16 protein-coding genes are annotated in these 19,701 nt (G+C 71.7%); 13 read left to right on the forward strand and 3 right to left on the reverse strand.

Going from position 1 to position 19,701, the window contains the following annotated elements; translation table 11 throughout:
- Together CcI156_RS15460 and CcI156_RS26240 are read left to right on the forward strand one after the other, a co-directional pair.
- The coding region (locus tag CcI156_RS15460; protein WP_254847452.1) for a Gfo/Idh/MocA family oxidoreductase at positions 1 to 511 on the forward strand (511 nt) is incomplete at its 5' end.
- On the forward strand, positions 508 to 1,308 hold the full coding sequence (locus tag CcI156_RS26240; RefSeq protein WP_011437754.1) for a class I SAM-dependent methyltransferase: 801 nt from the start codon (positions 508 to 510) through the stop codon (positions 1,306 to 1,308). The genes CcI156_RS15460 and CcI156_RS26240, both read left to right, overlap by 4 nt.
- A 110-nt stretch (positions 1,309 to 1,418) precedes the next feature.
- Here CcI156_RS26240 and CcI156_RS15470 read toward each other — a convergent pair whose 3' ends face one another.
- Complete coding sequence (locus CcI156_RS15470) at positions 1,419 to 2,273, reverse strand: Rmt family 16S rRNA (guanine(1405)-N(7))-methyltransferase (protein ID WP_011437753.1); 855 nt, start codon at positions 2,271 to 2,273, stop codon at positions 1,419 to 1,421.
- Positions 2,274 to 2,394: 121 nt separating this feature from the next.
- On the opposite strand from CcI156_RS15470, the gene CcI156_RS15475 reads away from it, so the two are divergent.
- Genes CcI156_RS15475 through CcI156_RS15525 form a run of 11 tightly spaced genes read left to right on the forward strand, consistent with a single transcriptional unit; the run spans position 2,395 to position 15,007 of the window.
- Positions 2,395 to 3,861: an FAD-binding oxidoreductase gene (locus tag CcI156_RS15475; protein ID WP_076806445.1), complete on the forward strand. Its 1,467-nt coding sequence runs from the start codon at positions 2,395 to 2,397 to the stop codon at positions 3,859 to 3,861.
- 2 nt (positions 3,862 to 3,863) lie between these two features.
- Positions 3,864 to 5,720 carry a B12-binding domain-containing radical SAM protein gene (locus CcI156_RS15480; RefSeq protein WP_076806446.1) on the forward strand — a complete coding sequence of 619 codons (1,857 nt, stop codon included), beginning with the start codon at positions 3,864 to 3,866 and terminating at the stop codon, positions 5,718 to 5,720.
- The gene (locus CcI156_RS15485) at positions 5,717 to 7,051 is read left to right on the forward strand and encodes an aminotransferase class III-fold pyridoxal phosphate-dependent enzyme (protein ID WP_076806449.1); all 1,335 of its coding nucleotides are present in this window, start codon (positions 5,717 to 5,719) and stop codon (positions 7,049 to 7,051) included. The genes CcI156_RS15480 and CcI156_RS15485 overlap by 4 nt, the downstream gene beginning before the upstream one ends.
- The gene (locus tag CcI156_RS15490) at positions 7,044 to 7,850 is read left to right on the forward strand and encodes an APH(3') family aminoglycoside O-phosphotransferase (RefSeq protein WP_175637601.1); all 807 of its coding nucleotides are present in this window, start codon (positions 7,044 to 7,046) and stop codon (positions 7,848 to 7,850) included. Before CcI156_RS15485 ends, CcI156_RS15490 begins: the two co-directional genes overlap by 8 nt.
- Entirely contained in the window at positions 7,850 to 8,596 is a 747-nt protein-coding gene (locus CcI156_RS15495; protein ID WP_011437748.1) for a PIG-L deacetylase family protein, read from the forward strand. The genes CcI156_RS15490 and CcI156_RS15495 overlap by 1 nt, the downstream gene beginning before the upstream one ends.
- Positions 8,593 to 9,717 (forward strand): radical SAM protein, encoded by a 1,125-nt coding sequence (locus CcI156_RS15500; RefSeq protein WP_076806451.1) that lies wholly within the window; start codon positions 8,593 to 8,595, stop codon positions 9,715 to 9,717. Before CcI156_RS15495 ends, CcI156_RS15500 begins: the two co-directional genes overlap by 4 nt.
- 22 nt (positions 9,718 to 9,739) lie before the next feature.
- Entirely contained in the window at positions 9,740 to 10,480 is a 741-nt protein-coding gene (locus CcI156_RS15505) for a TylF/MycF/NovP-related O-methyltransferase (protein WP_139341519.1), read from the forward strand.
- 2 nt (positions 10,481 to 10,482) lie between these two features.
- Positions 10,483 to 11,523, forward strand: coding sequence for a zinc-binding dehydrogenase (locus tag CcI156_RS15510; protein ID WP_023841786.1), 1,041 nt, complete (start codon positions 10,483 to 10,485; stop codon positions 11,521 to 11,523).
- A complete protein-coding gene (locus CcI156_RS15515) occupies positions 11,520 to 12,791 on the forward strand; it encodes a DegT/DnrJ/EryC1/StrS family aminotransferase (protein WP_076806456.1) in 1,272 nt (423 codons plus the stop codon). Before CcI156_RS15510 ends, CcI156_RS15515 begins: the two co-directional genes overlap by 4 nt.
- Positions 12,792 to 14,093, forward strand: a complete 1,302-nt coding sequence (locus CcI156_RS15520; RefSeq protein ID WP_076806458.1) for a glycosyltransferase family 4 protein — start codon at positions 12,792 to 12,794, stop codon at positions 14,091 to 14,093.
- Positions 14,090 to 15,007 (forward strand): hypothetical protein, encoded by a 918-nt coding sequence (locus CcI156_RS15525; RefSeq protein ID WP_076806459.1) that lies wholly within the window; start codon positions 14,090 to 14,092, stop codon positions 15,005 to 15,007. The genes CcI156_RS15520 and CcI156_RS15525 overlap by 4 nt, the downstream gene beginning before the upstream one ends.
- On the opposite strand, the gene CcI156_RS15530 is transcribed toward CcI156_RS15525, so the two are convergent.
- Both CcI156_RS15530 and CcI156_RS27000 read right to left on the reverse strand, forming a co-directional pair.
- Positions 14,932 to 16,569 (reverse strand): GMC oxidoreductase, encoded by a 1,638-nt coding sequence (locus CcI156_RS15530; RefSeq protein ID WP_011437741.1) that lies wholly within the window; start codon positions 16,567 to 16,569, stop codon positions 14,932 to 14,934. The two genes, CcI156_RS15525 and CcI156_RS15530, sit on opposite strands and share 76 nt — an antisense overlap.
- Positions 16,570 to 16,577: 8 nt before the next feature.
- Positions 16,578 to 19,676: an MFS transporter gene (locus CcI156_RS27000; RefSeq protein WP_371681813.1), complete on the reverse strand. Its 3,099-nt coding sequence runs from the start codon at positions 19,674 to 19,676 to the stop codon at positions 16,578 to 16,580.
- Between the last annotated feature and the right edge of the window lie 25 nt (positions 19,677 to 19,701).

Here is a 19,701-nt window from a genome sequence, read left to right on the forward strand (position 1 = left end):
GATCCACGACTTCGACGCCCTGCGCTGGGTGAGCGGACGCGAGGTGGTCGAGGCGTTCGCCGCAGGTGCCCGGCGCGGCGCCGAGTACTTCGGTGACGTCGGCGACGTGGACGAGACCGTGGTGCTGCTGACCCTCGACGACTGTTCCCTGGCCACCCTGCAGGCGTCCCGTTACAACGGGCACGGCTACGACGTGCGGATGGATCTGGCCGGAACCTCCGCCAGCATCTCGGTGGGCCTCGACGCCCGGGTGCCGCTGCGTTCGGTCGAACCCGACGGGCCGGTACCCGCCGCGCAGCCCTGGTCGTCCTTCATGGACCGGTTCGCCACGGCGTACCGGGCCGAGATGGAGGCGTTCGTGACCATGGTGAGCACCGGCGGTCCCAGTCCCTGCACGCTCGACGACGCCCTCGCCGCGCTGCGCATCGCGGAGGCGGTGACCCAGTCCCGTCTCCGCCGCCGCCCGGTGGCCCTGGAGCACGCGACGCTCACCGCACCGGGAGCCCGATGAGCGTCATCGGGGGGCTCGCCCTGGACGAGGAGGCGGTGTTCGCCGACTTCGCCGCCCGGGTACCACTGGCCGGAGCGGACGTGGTCGAGATCGGTGGGTCTCTTCCCCCCCACCACGCACGGGCCTGCGACGTGGCTTCCTGGGTCGCCGTCGACCCCCGTCGCCCGGCCCGGGGGGACGCCCGGGACCGGTACCGTGTCCTGCCCGTGCCGGCCGAGCAGATGCCGGTACCCGACGGCGGCGCGGACGCCGTGTTCTCCAGCAACGCCTTCCAGTTCGTGGACGTACCCGCCGTGCTCGCCGAGGTCCACCGGGTCCTGCGTCCCGGGGGCCTGCTGTACGCGCACTTCGGCCCGATCTGGAGTGCGGTGGACGGGCACCAGCTCGAGTACGTGCGCTACCGGGAGCAGGACCTGCTCTTCTGGCGCGACACCCTGTTACCGCCCTGGGCCCATCTCGCCTACTCCCGGGACGAGCTGCGGGCGTTGCTGGCCAGTGCACTGCCTGCCGACCTCATCGATCTCCTGGTCTGGCACGTGTTCGACAGCGACACCGTCAACCGGATGTTCTTCGAGGACTACGTGCAGGCCGCGCTCGGGTCCGGTCTGGACTGGGTGCAGGTGAGTGCCACGCACGAGCTGGACTACCGCCTGGATCTTCCCGCCTTCGACCCGAGCCTCCTGCGCACGGTCGACCCCGGGCAGCTCGCCGCCCGGTGGTCCGCCCGCCGCGGCGCCCCCACCCGCCCGGGTCCGCGGGACGTCCTCATGGTGCTGCGTCGCCCGGAGGACCGGTGACCATGGTCGGTGGACCTGTTCCGAGTACCGGGAGACCGCCCGGGGGCCGTGTCTGCCGGGCCGATGCCTGCCGGGTCGATCCGGCCGCGGGCCGGGAAATCCCCGGCCGGTCACCTGCGCACGATGTAGATGAGCTCGTTGGCGATCTCGGCCTGGTCGAAGGTCCAGCCCCGCTCGGCCGCCTGCGCCTCGAAGGCGGCCGAGTACGTCTGGAACATGCCCTTCGAACGCTGCCCCAGCGATCTGGTCGGAAAGCTCACCACCACGAACGGCGACCTCAGCGCGTCGACGAGTTCCCAGCCGGCGCCGGCGCGCTGGCGCTCCAGCAGGGGCAACGTCTTCAGCACCAGCGTCACGTCGGCGTGCTGCGCGGGCACGGCACCCGACACGAGGTCGACCACCTCGACCCGGTGCTCGACCTCCAGCAGGTCCAGCGCCCGGTCCAGGAACTCCATCTGCTGGGAGTCGATGTCCGAGGCCAGGTAGGTGGTCTGCGCGGGCAGGCCCATCGATCCGAAGGCCAGCGGGTTCAGACCGCAGGCCAGATCCTGCACCACGGCCGGCGTGGGAACGGCGCCGAACACCGCGGCGTAGAACTCCCGCAGGTACGGAAGCCGCTCACGGGTGGAGGCGTGCACCCGCATCGCCCGGGACACGGCCGCCGCGACGGCGTCCGGATCCCCGCCCCCGACCGCCGCACCGATGTCGCGCAGCAGCCCCGGGTAGCCGGGGGCCCGCTCCGGCAGGTAGGCGCCGTAGATCTCGTGCAGCGACCGCTTGGTGCGCTTCACCGCCTCCGGCTCGTCCCCCCGGGAGGCKACCAGGGCACGCTCGGCGAGACGACGCACCGTCTCGGGGGCCACCGCCCCGTACCTGCGGCTGCGGGCCACGGTCTCCCGCACCCGGTCCACTGCCTGCTCCTGCGAGCCCACAGGGGCCGAACCGCCACCGTCACGGACCGCCACTGTTCTCCCTACGCCGGCTCCCGGTCGCCACCGGTCAGCATAGCCGCGGCCCACATGATCCCCCGCCGGGACCCGACCGGTACGGACTGGTGAGAAGTGTTGCGCGAGAGGAGCAGAAGTCATGGGCGATCCGTCGGCTACGTGTGATGTCGTCGTCGTCGGTAACGGTTCGGTCGGCATGTCACTGGGACTGGTGCTCGCCCGTCGGAGCCTCAGGGTCGCGGTGGTCGGCGAGTCCGCACGGCCGTGGGCCGCGTCGGCGGCTGCCGGCGCCATGAACGGGTGCTTCGGGGRGGTCACCCCGCAGCTCCTGCGCAGTGAGGTCGGCCGGCTCAAGCTGGAGATGGACTTCCGCGCCACAGCCCTGTGGACGGACTGGGAACAGGCCCTGCTGGAGGAGTCCGACGAGACCGCGATCCGGACCGCGCACGGCACCACCGTCATCCTGAACACGATCGGTGTCCACGACATCGACACCGGCGGGTACGAGGCGATCCGGACCGCGCTGGAGGAGTACAAGGAGCCCTACGAGGAGGTGGATCCGGCCTCGCTCGACTGGCTCGATCCGGTCCCCACCTCCCGTCCCCTGCGGGCGATGCACATCCCCGGCGAGCACGCCGTCGACAGCCCGGCCCTGCTGACCGCTCTGGAGACGGCGATCCGGCGCCGCGGCGGCACGCTGATCGACGACCTCGTCACCGAGGTGGTCGTCTCCGCCGGCCGGGCCACCGGAGTCAGGCTCGCCTCCGGGCGGAGCGTGGCGGCCGGACAGGTGGTGCTCGCCGCCGGGGCACACACCACCGGGCTGCTGGACTGCCTGCCGCCGGACGTCCGCGCCCTGATCCCGCCGGTGGTCGCCGGACGGGGGGTCGCCCTGATGGTCCGCACCGTCACCGGGGCGATCCCCACCGGGGTGATCCGCACGCCCAACCGGGCCTTCGCCTGCGGTCTGCACGTGGTCCCGCGCGGCGACGGCCTGATCTACCTGGGGGCCACCAACGAGGTCGAACGGCACCMCGGCACCTCCGCCGCCATCGGCGAGCTCAACCTGCTCCTCGGTGGCACCCGGCAGTTGCGCGCCGACCTGAACGCCGGCTGGGTCGAGCGCACCCTGATCGGCAACCGGCCCATCCCGCTCGRCGGTTTCCCGCTGCTCGGTTCGACCGGTCTGGCCGGGCTGTGGCTCATGACGGGGACCTACCGGGACGGGCTGCACCAGTCACCGCTACTGGCCACCCACATGGCGGACCTGATCCTCGACGGCCCGGGCGCCGTGGGGATGGACCTGTCCGTCTTCACCMCGATCCGGCCACCGATCCAGGCGATGACCCGGGACGAGTGCCTGGCGACCGCCGTCCTGCACACCATGGGGACCGCCTACGAGCACGACTGGAAGATCATGGAGGACTGGCCTCCGATGATCGAGGAGCATTTCCGCTCCGCCTTCACCACCATGCTGGACCGCATCGACTCGGCGTTCGTKCCGCCCCCGGAGATGCTCTTCTTCGCCGACGAGGACATCCACGAACTGTTGCTGTCGTACTACGCGGCCCATGAGAACGCCGCGACGCCCGCCGAGGATCGGTAACCATGACCTGGACGCCCGCCGAGGGGGCCCCTCGGATACTTCTGATCAAACCGCCGATCCGGGCCTGCATGATCGAGATCGGTCGACACATGCCGATCGGCCTGGCCTACCTGGCGTCCCGCCTGCGTGCGGCGGGCATGCAGGTCGACATCTTCGACGCGCTGGCCAACACCGAGGACAACCACGTGGTCGACCCGGCCGACTACACGGCGGCCGACCGTGCCAAGGTCGCCGCACATCCGCGCTGGGGGCACCTGGTCCACTGGGGCGCGCGCTGGGACCGGCTGGAGCAGCAGCTACGCCGCGGCTACGACCTGGTCGGCGTGTCCTGCATGTTCACCCMGTACTACGAGCCGGCYTACGAACTCGGTCGGCTCGCCAGGCGGATCCTGCCGCACGCCCGGGTCGTGCTCGGCGGTCAGCACCCCACGGTCGCCTTCCAGCACGCCATGACCGAGCCCGCCTTCGACGCGCTGGTGCTGGGCGAGGCCGAGTCGAACGTGGTCGAGATCGTGCAGGCCCTGCTGGACGGAGCGCCCCTGACCGGGCTGGCCGGCGTGGCCTACCGCTGCGGCACCGGCCTGTGCGGGTGTCCGCCGGGCGGCCCTGGCGTCCACGTGCAGCCGCGTACCGAGTTCCTCACCGATCTGGACGGCCTGCCCCTGCCGGCGGTCAACCTGCTCGAGATGAGCAGCTACGACTCCACCGCGACGCTGATCACCAGTCGCGGCTGCCCCTTCTCGTGCTCCTTCTGCACGGTGCACGCCACCGTGGGCAGGAAGTTCCGGGCCCGCAGCCCGCACAACGTCGCCGACGAGATCGAGCACTACGTGACCGACCACGGCATCCGCCGGTTCTTCGTCGAGGACGACAACTTCACCTTCGACGTGCCCAGGGTGCGCGAGATCTGCCGCGAGATCACCCGCCGTGGGCTGGACGTCGAACTGCACCTGCCCAACGGGATGACCGTGGTCGACCTGGACGGCTCCCTGGTGGACGACATGGTGTCGGCCGGGTTCCGCAGCCTGTTCCTGGGCCTGGAGACCACCGACCCCGTCCGCCTGCGCCGCATCCGCAAGGGTTTCACCTCGCTGCAGAAGGTCAACGACGGTGCGGCCCTGTTCCGGGAACAGGGGGTGGACGTCGGCGCCTCGCTGATCGTCGGCCTGCTCGGCCAGGAGTGCAGCGAGCTCGCCCGCGACTCGGTCAACCTCATGCTCGCCGGGGTGCGTTTCTGGACCAACCCCTTCTACCCGATCCCCGGCTCCCCCGACTTCGAGCGCTGCCTGCGCACCGGACTGATCACCCCCACCACCGAACTGGCGCTGTACGACCAGTTCAACTTCGCCATCGGTTCGGACCGGCTCAGCCCGGCCGAGCTGTACTGGGYCTGTGTGGTCACCCAGGCGATGGCCCAGTGGACCGGCTATCTCCTGGAGGGGGCGCACGCGCGCCGCCGGGGAGCCGCGGCGACCACCGAGCAGGCCCTGGAACGGCTGGTCCAGCACAGCGGTGACCTGTTCGGCCCGCACGGCGAGCTCGAGGTCCCGGCGGTGCCGGTGGCGGTCGACCGGCAGACCGTGCGCGTGCATCCCGACGGGTGCTTCCACAGCATGCAGCGCCTGGACCCGGCCCGGCTACCGGCGGACTCCTGCACCTTCACCGGGGACGTCATCGCCGCGGCCGTCACCCTCCACACGGGTGTCGCGCACGGTGGGCGTCAGAACGCCGGGACCGGTTCCCCCTGTGCTTTCACCATCAGCACGACCTTGGCCGATCCGGTCGGCGCCGCGGTGGCGGCCACCGTGCTCACCGAACTGGAAACGGCGCTGACAACGAACATGGAGGTTCTCGGGTGACTGCGCTGACCAACCAGGAGACGATCCAGCGGGCCCGGCGGTGCACCRCCGCGGAGGACTACGACATCGGCACCCGGTTTCCCTCGGTCTTCGTCTCGGCCCAAGGTTCCTGGATGGAGGACGTCGAAGGTCGGCGGATCCTCGACGTCACGGCCGCCAGCGGTGCCCTCCTGCTGGGCAACCGCCATCCGCGGGTGGTGGAGTCGATCACCCGTTGCATCGCCGAGCAYGGCACMGTCTTCGCKAGCACCCTCTCGCTGCCCCGCATCGAGCTGGCCGAGCGACTGTGYGAGCGCTACCCGGCCGGGGAGAAGGCCGTGTTCAGCAAGACCGGGTCGGAGGCGACCACGGCGGCCATCCGCCTGGCGCGGGCCGCGTCCGGACGCGACGTCATCCTCACCTCCGGCTATCACGGCTGGCACGACTGGCACCTGTCCTACCTGCGCATCGGCTATGACGCGGGCAACCGGATCGGCTGCTTCGGCTACAGCAGGCACGCCCTGGCCCGGATGCTGGACGCGTTCGGCGACGACGTGGCCGCGGTGATCGTCACACCGGAGCCGGCCTGGTTCGACGAGGAGTACTACCGCGGCCTGTCGCGGCTGTGTGCCAGCAAGGGCGTCCTGTTCATCATCGACGAGGTGATCACCGCCTTCCGGTGGGGGGTGCGGGGGCTGAACGGGACCGGGAACGTCCCGGCGGATCTCATCACCATGAGCAAGGGCCTGGGCAACGGGCACTCGATCTCGTCGGTGGTGGGCCGGCGGGACGTGATCGACGCCTACGACACCGCCGGGGTCGCGGGCACGTACACCCGTGAGGTACCGCCGATGGCCGCCGCCCTGGCGGTGCTGGACGAGATCGACGGCACGCAGGCCCATGCCAACGCCGAACGGCTGGGCGGGGTCCTGCGCGACGGGATGCGCGACGTCCTCGCCGCGGTCGGTATCCCGGCCGTGGTCGCCGGCCCGCCGATGATGTTCGACGTCGTGATGCCCTCCGAGCAGATCTCGTGGGACGTCTACCGGGCCGCCTTCGACCACGGCGCCTACTTCGAGGACAGCGGGACCCACATGGTCACCACCGCCTTCACCGACGCCGACGTGGATCATGCCCTGGCCGCCTTCGAGAAGGGCGCCCGCGAGGTCGCCGAACGGCACACCTTCGAGGCGGACGCGCTGTCGCCGGAACGCCTGGCCCAGTTCCGTGCCGAGGCGTTCGGCGGTGAGCTCGACGACGAGGTGGTCCGGCAGCGCATCGAACAGACCGTGCAGGCGGTGGTGGAGCGGGACCCGGCCCTGGCCCGCCGGCTGGATCCGTCCTGTGGTTGAGGCTCCGTCCCGACCCGTCGCGGCACCGGGACCCGGCCCGGACCGGGCCTGGGCACACGTCGTGACCCGCTCCTACGGCACCCGGGTGTACCGGCTCGACGGGCACTACCTGAAGTCGGCGCCGCGACGCGGGCGCGAGGACCATCGCTTTCAGGCCGAGGCCGAGGCCGAGCGGCTCTCGTGGCTGGCCCGGCAGGGGATTCCGGTTCCCGAGGTGGTCGACGTCGGCGCCGACGAGACGCACATGTGGCTGGTCACCCGGGAGGTGCCCGGGGTCCCCGCGGCGGGACCCTGGCCGGCGGACCGGCTCGACCGGGTGATCGACGCGGTGGCCGAACTCGTCCTCGCCTTGCACGGCCTGCCCGCCGCCCGGTGTCCCTTCGACCGCACCCTGCGGATCACCCTCCCGGCCGCCCGGCACGCCGTGCGGACGGGCACCGTCGACCTGGCCGACCTGGAACCACGCCACCGCGGCTGGAGTGCGCAGGACCTGCAGCGGGAACTCGACGCCACCCCGGCACCGGAGCAGGAGCAGCTCGTGGTCTGTCACGGCGATCTCTGCCTGGACAACGTGCTGCTCGACCCGGACACCCTGGCCCCGACCGCGCTGCTCGACGTCGGCCGCTGCGGTGTCGCCGACGTGTGGCTGGACCTGGCCGTGGCGGTGCGCAACATCGGCGAGGAATGCACCCGCTGGGGCTACGGTCCGGGCCACRCGGCCCGGTTGCTGGCCCGCTGCGGCCGACAGCCCGATCCCGTGCGCGAGCACTACTACCGGCTCCTGGACGAGTTCATCTGATGGGGTCGACGGTGCTGCTGGTGTCCCCGCACCCGGACGACCTCGCCTGGTCCGTCGGTGCGACCGTCGCCACGCTGGCCGGCGCGGGACACGACCTGCACGCGGTGACCGTCTTCGGGCGCAGCCGCTATGCGCCGGGGTCGGCGGCGCACGGGGACGCCGCCTCGGTCACCGCGCTGCGTACGGCCGAGGACGCGGCGTGGGCCGACCGGCATGCCGGCGCCGCCCTGGTGTCGTTGCGGCTACCGGACGCCAGCCTGCGCGGGTACACGGACGACACGGAGATGGGTGCTGCCGCCGACCCCGGGCTGGTCCGCCGGGTGGCCGACGGGCTGGCCGCGCTGGCGGCCGCCGTGCGGCCGCGGTTCCTGCTGGCCCCGATGGCCGTCGGCGGCCATGTCGATCACGAGGTGGTCCGCCGGGCGGTGGACGCGGTGGCCCCCTGCCTCGTCCCGGAACCCTCGGTGGTCTGGTACGCCGACCTGCCCTACGCCGCGGCGACCGGCCCGGCGCCGACGCGGGCCGGGACCCTCGTGGCGGCCGGTCCGTACCGGCGGGCCATCGAGCGCGGGGTGCTGTACTACCCCTCCCAGCTGCCCGGCGAGCACCTGCCCGTCCTGCACCGGTACCTCGCGGCGGAAGGCGGTGAGCGGCTGCGCACCGACGAACCATGGGCGACCGAGGCCCTGGCCAACCTGCTCGGTCGAGCGGACCTGTCGGACACGAGATTCGGAGCCCAGCGATGATTCCACTGACCCCGGTGGTCAGGACCATGCCCCGGTACGTGACGGTGTTCGTGAACTGGTCGTGCAACCTGACCTGTCGTGAGTGCTGGATGTACGGGGACTCGGCCGCCGAGAGCGGCTGGCTGGCGGACGTCCGCCGCGACCAGATGAGCCTCGAGATGTGGACCGCGCTGGTCGACGAGCTCGCCGCGGACACCGGCACCCCGGAGACGACCTACCTGACCATGATGGGCGGCGAGCCGCTCATGCACGATCACGCGGTCGAGCTGATGCGGATCGCCAAGGAACGGCTGCCGTCCTGCAACCTGGACATGAGCACGAACGGCACGCTGCTCGACCGGCATGCGGCCGGCATCGTGGCCAGCGGCATCGACGACGTCTACCTGTCCGTCGACGGCCCCTCTCCCGAGGTCAACGACCCCATCCGCGGGCGCAACGCCTTCGGGCGGGCCATGAGGGGCCTGGCCGCCCTGCAGGAGGAGACGCGGCGCGCCGGCCGGGGGCCGAAGGTCGCGATCAACTTCGTGGTTACCGGCATGAACTACACCCACCTGCCCGAGATGGTCCGGCTCACCGAACGGCTGGGCCTGTCCGAGATCACGGTGGGCCTGTCGAGCTTCTTCACCCGCACGGAGGGCGAGGGTTCCCGGGCCGCCTTCGAGGCCGTGACCGGCCGGCCCTTCCTGTCCTGGGCCGGGTACTGCAACGAACACCAGCACGCCGACCTCGATCCGCAGCGGCTGCGCGACCTGCTCGACGAGGCGATGAACACCTCCGACTCGGTGTCGGTCCTGGTCCCCCCCGTCYGCTACAGCAACGAGGACAAGAGCAGGTTCTTCACCCCCCGGTGGCACCAGACCGTCCGGGAGCGGACCTGTGTGAAGCTCTGGGCCCAGACCACGGTGCTTCCCAACGGCCAGGTCGTGAGCTGCACCACGTTCGCCGACACGGTYATGGGGTCGCTGCGGGACGGATCCCTGCGGGAGGTGTTCCACGGCGAGACCTACACCCGGATGCGGGAGACCCTCCGGCAGGGGCTGCAGCCKATCTGCTACCGCTGCTGCGAGTTGAACATGGACATMGACGTGGACCCGACCCTGTACGACGCGGTGGYCCGGTGAGCGATCTGACGAGGTGGAACACATGCCAACGCCCGACCGTATAGAAAACGCCACCTACCACGACCAGGATCGTGCTCGGAGAATCTACGGCGAGGCCTTCCGAGCCACCTTCGAGTACGTCTACGGGTGCCACATCCCCGGTGCGGTGGCGGAGTTCGGCTGCTTCCAGGGATTCAGCTCGCTGCTCCTGGCCGATCTCCTCGTGGAGTTCAACGCCATGCACGAATTCTACGACGTCCTGCATCCCCGGAATCTGTACCTGTACGACTCCTTCGCGGGCTTCCCCAAGAGCGTCGATCCGGTGGACGTCGCCTCCTACGAGGTCGCCGACACCGGTTACTGGCGCGAATCGGAGGACGCGGCCCCACCCGGCACCGAGGAGATGCTGCRCCGGGAGTTCACCGCCCGTTTCGGCGACCGGGACTGGACCGTCGTGCGCGGGATGTACGAGGAGACGTTGCTGTCCACACCCATCACCCGCCCGGTGGCCATCGCCAACCTGGACTGCGACCTCTACGCGTCCACGTCCCAGGTGCTCGACCACCTGTTGACMCACCGGTTGATGCCCGACGGTGCGGTGCTGCTGATGGACGACTACAACTGCAACCGCGCGAATCCCCGGTTCGGAATGCGACGGGCCATGCGCGAGTGTTTCGCCCGCACCGACGGGTTCTACGACTACAGCGAGTTCCTGCGCTATGGATGGCACGGTCGCGCGTTCTTCGTCCACCGGCTGGGCGACAGCCCGAATCCGGACGCATGATCATGACCGATGACGACATGCTGGCCCTGGTGGTCCGGGGGCACCGTGACCACGGCCTGGAGCGGCGTCCCCGGCCCGAGCCCGGTCCGGGCGAGGCCCTGGTCGCGACCGACTTCGCCGCCATGTGCGGTACCGACCTGCGGTTGCTGGACGGGACCCTGCACGACGCCGAGTACCCGGTGATTCCCGGGCACGAGTGGTCMGGCACGGTGCTGGCGGCCCCCGACCGCCCCGAGCTGGTGGGCCGGGCGGTGGTGGGCGACAACTTCCGGCTCTGCGGCCGGTGCCCCGCCTGCCTCGCGGGACGGCCGAACCTGTGCACCGACATCGACGAGGTGGGCTTCACCCGCCCGGGTGCCTTCGCCCAGCTGTTCACCATCCCCGCCGCCAACCTGGTCGCGCTGCCGCCACAGGTCCCGGGCCCCCAGGCCTGCCTGCTGGAGCCGCTCGGCGTGGCCCTGCACGCCGTGGAACGGGCCGGGGCGGTGTCCGGCCGGTCGGTCGGCGTGATCGGCGCCGGAACGATCGGCCTGCTCGTCGCCCAGCTGGCCCGCGGCGCCGGGGCGTCCCGGGTACGGGTGGCCGATCCCCTGCAGTCCCGCCGGCGGATCGCCGCCGACCTCGGCGTCGACGCCGACCCGGGTATCGAGGGCTGGCACCCGGACCTGCCGGAGGTTGTCTTCGACGCCACCGGAGCGGCCGGCGTGTTCCCCCGTGGCCTGACGGCGACCGCGGTCGGCGGCGTCTACGTGCTCGTGGGCTACTCGGGAGCCGAGGCGGTCACCGTCGAACCGAGCACGGTGATGCTGCGCGAACTGACCGTGCAGGGTGTGCTGTCCGGTCAGGGGCAGCTGCGCACCGCCCTGGCCAAGGTCGTTGCCGGCGAGGTCCGCCTGGGTCCCCTGACCGGCGACCCGGTCCCGCTGACCTCGTACCGCAGTGTGCTCGAGCGCGACGGACCGGCACCGTTGCGCCTCTTCTTCCACGTCGGCGGCGACCGGACGGCCGGCGCCACCAGCCAGGAGCAGGGGGTAACGGCATGAGTGAACTGGCCCTTCTCGGTGGTACGCCGGTCCGGCGGGACCGTCCCTGGCCGAAGTGGCCCCAGTACGACGCGGCCAGCGAACAGGCTCTGCTCGACGCGCTGCGATCCCGCCGGTGGGCGGTGAGCTGGGCCAGCGACGGCACCCACGCCTGTGAGCGGCGGTTCGCCGAGGCCTTCGCCGCCTACAGCGACGTTCCCTACGGGGTGAGTGTCGACCACGGGTCCAGCGCCCTCGTGGTGGCGCTGGAGGCGTTGGACATCGGTCCCGGCGACGAGGTCGTGGTGCCCACGCTGACCTGGGTCGCCCCGGTGACGGCCGTGCTGCGGGTGGGGGCGCTGCCCGTGCTCKCCGACAGCGACCCCGAGACCGGCTGCCTGACCGCGCAGAGCATTCGGGACGCCATGGGCCCCCGGACGAAGGCGGTGATCGTCGTCCACCTGGCCGCGACGGTCGCCGACCTGCCCGCCATCACCGCCCTGACCGAGGACGCCGGCATCCACCTGATCGAGGACTGTGCGCAGGCGCACGGTGCGCGCTGGGGGGACCGGGCCGTCGGCTCCTTCGGGGCGATCGGAGCGTTCAGCTTCCAGAACGGAAAGGTCCTGGCCGGCGGCGAGGGCGGCRCCGTCATCACCGCCGACGAGCGGCTGTACCGGCGCGCCCAGCAGCTGCGGGCCGACTCGCGCCGCTATCACCCCGGCCCCCCGGTGGCCGGCACCCTCGAACTGGTCGAGGACGGCGAGGTGATGGGGGCGAACTACTGCATGTCGGAGCTGACGGCCGCCCTCCTGCTCGACCAGCTTCCCCGGTTGCAGGACCAGCACCGGCACCGGGCGAAGACCGCCGCCGACCTCGAGCAGGGGCTGGCCCGGCTCGGGGGGTTCGGCCCCATCCCCGTGCCCGAGCAGGTACAACTGCGTTCGATCTACGAGTACGGGGTCCGTTTCCCCGCGGGAACCTTCGGCGCGGTGCCGCTGGACCGGGTGGCCCAGGCCCTGACGGCCGAGCTGGGCATGACCTGGTATCCACCGGACGCTCCCCTGCACCGCAGCGTGATGCTGCGCCCGCACACCAAGCGCCGCTTCGCGGCCGCCTGGACCGAGGCCGCCCGCGACCGGGCGTTCTCCCGTGACTTCGGCGGCGCGCGCCGCTACTGCGAGACCACCCTCCTGTTCCATCACTCGGCGCTGCTCGGGGACTCGACCGACGCGGACGACATCGTGGCCGCTCTGGCCAAGGTGCGCGACCGCCACCCGGACCTCTGAGTGACCACCCGGACGACCGGGCCCCGGCAGGCAGCGGCCGGACCCGACGGTGGGAGTCCGCCGCACGTTCTGCGGCTGACGCCCTACTACTTCCTCGCCGACCGGGAGCTCACCCATCGGGAGCTGCAGTACGAGCCGATCGGCGGCATGCAGGTCCAGATCATGCAGACCACCGAGCAGATGTCGGCGCTCGGCGTGCGCCAGTCCGTGCTGCTGCCCCGCCGGCCGGGGATGCCCCGCTCGCTGATGCTCGACCCGCGCACCCGGCTGGAACTGCTCACCCTGCCGGTGGCGCCGATTCCCACCCGTTCCAAGGGCTACATCGGGTTACTCGTCTCCTGGGGACTCGCCGTCGTCGTCGCCTGCGTCGGCAAGCGACTGCGCGGGACTCGTCGCCAGTACTCCCTGATCCACGTCCACTGCAGCGAGCTGCCCTGGACCTTCCTGTTCGCCGTGCTGRCCAGGCTGCTCCTGGGGCGGCCGCTGGTGCTCACCGTGCACTGCAGCGCCATCGCGACCTTCCATCCGGAGACGCCCCTCGGCTGGGTGCTGATCGGCCCGGCCCGGTTCTTCGAACGGCACGCCGTCCGGCGGGCCGACGCGGTGGTGGTGCTCACCGACCGGGTCCGGCGGGCCTACCTGGAGCGCGGCCTGACCGGGCCGGACCGGGTGCACGTGGTCACCGACGGCGTTCACCTGGCCGACTTCCAGCGCCCGGGGGCCGAAGCGCCGTCCGAACCGCCCTCGGAACCGCCGGTCGTGCTGTACTGCGGCCGGTTCGCTCCGGAGAAGGGATGGGCCGACTTCGTCGACGCCGCGGCCCTGATCGTCGCCAAGGGCGTCCCGGCCCGCTTCGTGATGTGCGGCGACGGCAACGAGCTGGAACGCTGCCGGGCCCGCGCACGCCGGCTCGGCATCGCCGATCGCATCGAACTGCCGGGTCATCTGGATCGCTCCCGCCTCCCCGACGTCGTCCGGGAGGCGGCCGTGGTCGTCATCCCGTCCCGGCACGAGGAGATGGGTGGCACGGTCATCGAGGCCATGGCGGCCGGCAGGCCGGTCGTGGTGACCGACGTCGGCGGACTGCCGACCGTGGTCGGCCACGGCATGGCCGGCATCATCGTGCCTCCCTGCGATCCCCCGGCCCTGGCCGAGGCGGTCGCGGAGCTGCTCGACTCGCCGCAGCGGTGCGCCCGGCTCGGTGCGGCCGGGGCGCACCGGGCGCGCCAGTTCGACCAGGAGTCGGTCACGCGCCGCCTGCTCGACGTCTACCGGCTCGTCCTCGCCCACAGCCGCGGATGAGCGCGTTCATCCATCCCCCGGACGAGGACTTCCTCGGCCGGTTCGTCGCGCGCAACCCGTGGCTGGGCGCACGGCAGGCGCTGCTGGCGCGGTGGCTGGACGATCCGACGGACCGCGAGGAGATCGCTGCCCGCCTGGCTGTCCCGCTCGGACGACTGCTGTACTCGTTCAACGACACCGCCCCGCTGCAGGAGCCGGTCCGCTTCGGCTACCGGCGCACCGGCTACGCCGTCGTCGGCATGGCGGGGGTGTGCGACGACATCGTGGGCGGGCGCTTTCCCCGCTTCGGCAGCCCGGTGACGCTGCGCTGCTTCCTCGACCCCCCGGGGCTGCTGCCCCGGGGGATGCTGGAGGCCGCCGACTGGAACTTCATGGACGCCGGCCGGGACGGCTTCCTCGGCTACTGCTACGGCGTCYGGCACGGGGACACCCTCTACCTGGCCGGCCTGCAAAGTGACCTGGCCGCCCGTTACGCCTATCTCTTCCAGGCCCACGGCGGGCGGACCCACGTGCGGGTCGGCGAGGAGGTGGTGCACGGCGACACCACGGTACTGGCGGCCCGGTGGGGATCGCACGTGCCGCTGTTACGGCGGACCTTCCAGCGCTACTGGATCGACGTCCTGCTCGCCGGGGTACTGGCCTGGTCGGTGCAGGACGGCGGGCTGGACGCCGTCGGCGTGCTGCGGTTTCCGCTGACCGAGGCGGAGGGACGGTCGGGACATCTGGTGCACCGGGTGTACCGGGATCTCCCGGACCGACTCGGCTGTTCCCCCCGCACGGTGGTGGTCGGCGCCCGGCGGCATCCGTACCAGGTCGCCCGTCTGGAGCAGGTGGCGGACTACCTCGGCGACCGGTTCGCCGCGGTCACGCTCGGCCCGACCAGTTCCCCGATCGGGACGCGACCGGTGGCGTAGCGCTCCGCGAGGAGCCGATGGGCCACCCGTAGCGCGAGCGCCTGGATGGTCAGCGTCGGATTGACCCCGCCGGGGAACGGCAACAGGCCGCCGTCGGCTACGAAGACGTTGTCCGCGTCGTGCAGGCGGCCGTCGGGCCCGGTCACGCTGGTGGCCGGGTCCTCACCCATGCGGCAGGTGCCGTGCAGGTGCCCGCTGCCGAGCGCCCACCCGGACGCCTCCCGCACGATGACGTCGCAGCCGGCGGCCCGCAGCAGCGCCTCGCCCTGCCCGAGCATGTACTCGGAGCGGGCGAGGTCGCGCGGATGGGCCTGGTAGTCCATCAGGACGTCGGGCACGCCGTGGGCGTCGGTCCCCGGCCCCAGCCGGACCCGGTTGCCCGGTTGGGGTTCGTCCGGTACCAGCGCCTCGATCCGCAGCAGGTGTTCGGTGTCCCGTAACCGGTAGGTCCGCTCGGGCCGGTTCTCGTAGAGCAGGCCACCCAGCCCGCCCGGCGCCGCCGGGTCCTGGTAGAGGTCGGTCACGCAGCAGGTGGAGATGGGTCCCAGGCCCATCAGCCGGCTGCGGGCGGGCGCCGAGGTCGGCTCGTGGCAGTACCCGACCAGATATTCACCGATCTTGAAGCAGAGCCCCCGGCCGACCATGTCGTGTGAGTTGCCCAGCCCGGCCGGATGCCGCACGGTGGTCGAACGCAGCAGCAGCGCGGCAGTCTGCACGGCGTTCGCGCACAGCACGAAGTGCCGGGCCCGCAGGACGACGCGCTCGCCGTCCGGCATCCGGACGCACCGCAACGCGGTGGCGTCGCGACGCGCGTCCCCGAGCAGGGCCTCCGCCTTCAGCCCGGTGAACAGGCGTGCGCCCGCGGCCATCGCCGGCCGCAGGAAGCGGTCCAGCGCGTCCCCCTTGGCGTGGATCGGGCAGCGCCGTGAGATGCAGGGGGCATCCGCGGCGCACACCGGGCGACCGCGGTACTCGATGCTGTTGACGCCCAGGGGGGTGGGAAACGGTGCCCAGCCCATGGACCTCGCGGCCTCCGTCAGCCGCCGCCCCTCCGCCGTGGTGGCCACCGGGGGCAGCGGATACGGCCTGGACCGGACCGGCAGGCTGGGGTCGCCGTCCGCGACACCCGCGACGCCGATCAGATCCTCGACGGCGTCGTAGTAGTCCGTCAGCTCCGCCGGCTCAAGCGGCCAGCGCAGCGGCAGGTCGGCCCGGCCCAGAACGGTCTCCGGGTCGAAGTCGAGCGGGCGGTGGCGGAACAGGACCCCCCCGAAGAACAGCGTGCCGCCACCCACGTTGCAGGTCGTCCAGGGTGAGCCCACCTTGGCCCAGGTGCCGTTCTCCTGCCGYACCCAGGCGGACTCCCCCGCGGCCAGCACGTCGTCGTAGCTGTCCTCGTCCGTGACGAACCCACCCTGCTCCACCACGGCCACCGACAGCCCGGCCCGGGCGAGCAGCCAGGCGACGACCGAACCCGCCGCCCCGCTGCCCACCACGCAGATGTCGTACTCGTCCGCCAGCTCCTGCGGGGTGGGAGCCGGTCCGTAGCCCGGTGGGACCATGCCTCGCCTCATGCCCGAGCCGCGCCGAGCGGGTCCTTCCGCTCGCTGGCGGACGGCGGGGCACCCGACATGGCGCCGACCGGCTGGGCCTCGCGGGTGTCGGGGTGCTCGGGATCGAGCATGGGCAGGTTGTAGGCGAAGATCTTGCCGGTGCGGAGCTGGATGCGGCTCCACTCGTCCGGGTAGCGCTGCGGGAAGATCGAACGCCGCTGACGGGTGGCTCCCGCCAGCAGTCGCTGCTGCTTCCTCGGGGGCGCCGCGGGCGGCGCCGCTCGGAAGTCCTGCTCGCACAGGTCGATCAGCGCCCGGGTGTCCGCCCTGATCCCGTCGGCCAGGTCACGCGCCGCGTCGCTGGCGCTGCTACCGGACTCCCTGGCCTGCCAGTAACGCAGCACCCGCAGGCCGTGACCGAGCATGCCGGTGTTGATGCCGCCGCTGGTCAGGTGGTGGGAGTTGCCGAAGGAGTCACCGGCCACGACCGCGTTCGCGGCCACCAGGGCGTCGAGCCCGATCCGCTCCGTCACGGTGAAGAGCTTGGGGCCGTAGGAGAGCTGGTTGTACTCGATGGCCCGGCGTGGGATCTCCGTCAGCTGTGCCGTCTGGTCCAGGAAGTAGCGCCGGAGCAGGAACTGATGCCCGGCGAAGTAGGGCTTGGAGTCCTTCGGCGTCCCGGCCGGGACCAGGCCGGCCTGGATCGGGTCGAACGTCTTGTACGGCGGGACCTCCAGCATCGTCCAGCCGATCTGCGCGTCCTCCTCGTGCCCCACGCACCGCTGGTGGACCCAGTACTCGTTGCCCGCCTGGTCGAACTCCGACGCGCGACGGACACGGATCCGGTCGGCGAGGTAGATGTCGACGTTGCCGACCAGGAAGTCGGCCTCGGCCGGCACAGGGCCYCGCCCGTCGCCCCGGTCCACGCACACCGTCTCCTGACGGAATCCCAGCCGGGCCGCGTCCGGGCTGTCCAGCCCCTCGGCAATCATGATCAGCCCGGGGGTGCCGAGGTCGACCGTCTCGCTGTACGGCACCCGCACACGGCGGAAGGCACCCCGGTAGTCCAGCTCGCGCACGGCCTCGACCCGGACCCGCACCCGGCCGTCCGCCGTGCGCTCGAAGCCCCGTTCCGCGACCGGGGTCCGGCGCAGCGCCGAGGGCAGCCACCGGCGCTCGCGGTCGGAGGACTCCGACGTGGCGACCCGGTGGTAGGGCAGGACGCGCACCCGCGGCAGGGCTTCGCCCCGGTCCCGGTCGATCTGTTCCAGCCCCTCCAGGTACCGGCGGAGCATGACGAGCAGTTCCTCGGCCCCGACCTGGAACATCGACTGGCTGCCCAGCACGTCCGAGAGGTCGTGCTCCAACGCCGCGGGGTCGAGCCCCTCCGGGCCCTCCAGGGGGTCGAGGACGTTGATCTCACGATGCGCCCGGCCCTCCCGGTAGCGGTCGTCGATGGTCTCGTAGTGCCGGGCGAGACCGCCGATGTGCGCGTCCGACTCGAAGCCGGTCACCACCTCGTCGCCCCGCACGGATCCTGCCCTGGTGTGCCGGGAGAAGAAGCAGTCGGCCAGTCTGAACGGCCGGCCGTCGCCGAGGCGCGGCAGCAGATCCTCGCCGTACCGCTCCAGCATCATCGAATCGATCATCGCGAGGTGGTGGTAGATCTCCTCGCGCATCGTCCAGCGCATCACCGACACGTAGGGCGAGCCGCGCAGTTCCACTCCCACTGCACGCCTGCCCATGGCCACCGACCAGAGCATGGCCATCATGTTGGTTCCGCCCAGGCCCAGAGCCAGGAAATCCGGGTCGGACAGGCCGGTGTGGTCCTGGGTCAGACGCTGCGAGGCCCGGGCCCGGTCGAGGGTCTTCGGTACGCTCGTCGGCACCGCCGGCCTGAGGAACAGCACCGTCAGCACCAGCGCGACCAGGCTGGCCCCGCTCCCKATCCAGAAGGCCAGGTGATATCCGCCGGTCAGGGCCTCGGCGTGCGTGCTCCCCCGCGAGACGAGCGTCGTGGTGCGGTCGGCGGCCACGGTCGCCAGGACGGCCAGGCCGATCGCCGGTCCGACCTGCTGGGTGGTGTTGACAAGCCCGGAGCGCAGTCCCCGGTCGGCGGCGGTGGCATCGGCCATCACCATGGTCAGGGAGGACGGGTACCCGAGGCCGGCGCCGGCGCCCAGAAGCACCATGGCGGGCAGGACGTCGCGCCAGTAGTCACCGTCCGCCGGAGCAACGGCCAGCAGGGCGAGGCCCGCGGTGATGAGCAGGAGGCCGGGCACCAGCACGGTCTTGGGGTCGATCTTCTCCATCAGTCGCGGCGTCGCCTTGAGGGAGATCACGGCCACCATGAGGGCGGTGGGCAGGAAGRCCAGCCCGACCTCCATGGCGCTGAGCCCCAGCACCTGGCGCAGGTATAGGGTCCCGAGGAAGAACATGCCGCCCATGCCGGCGATCATCAGCGCCTGCACCATGTTGGCCCAGGCGACGTTCCGCGCCCGGAAGATCGACAACGGGACGAGCGGATTGCGGGCCGTCCGCTGCCGCACGACGAAGGCCGCCAGCAGGGCTGCGCTGATCCCCACCAGCGCCCAGGTCAGCGGTGTCGCGCCGTCGGCGAAGCGCACGATCGTGTAGACCGTGAGCATCAGTCCGCTCGTGATCAGCAGGACGCCCGGGACGTCGATGCTGCGGTCGTCGAGCACCACTCGTTCGTCGTCCACCAGCCGCGCGCCGAGCGGCAGGACCAGCAGGCCCAACGGAACGTTGATGAAGAAGGTCCAGTGCCAGCTCAGCGCCTCGGTGATCCAGGCCCCGAGCAGCAGCCCCAGGGCGGCACCGGCGGAGGAGACGAACGCGTACAGGCCGATCGCCTTGGCCTGCTCGATCGCGTTGGGGAAGGTGGAGACGACCAGACCGAGCACGACAGCCGCCGCCAGCGCACCCCCCACCCCCTGAACGAAACGGGCGGCGACCAGCGTCTCCGGGTTCTGGGCCAGGCCGCAGACGAGGGAGGCCGGCGTGAACAGCGCGATTCCGGCGAGGAACATCCGCTTGGCGCCGACCAGGTCGCCCAGCCGTCCGGCGAACAGGAGCAGTCCGCCGAACGGGATCAGATAGGTGTTTAAAACGTCGTAGCAT

The organism is Frankia sp. CcI156 (assembly GCF_001983015.1).
Classification (GTDB): domain Bacteria; phylum Actinomycetota; class Actinomycetes; order Frankiales; family Frankiaceae; genus Frankia; species Frankia casuarinae.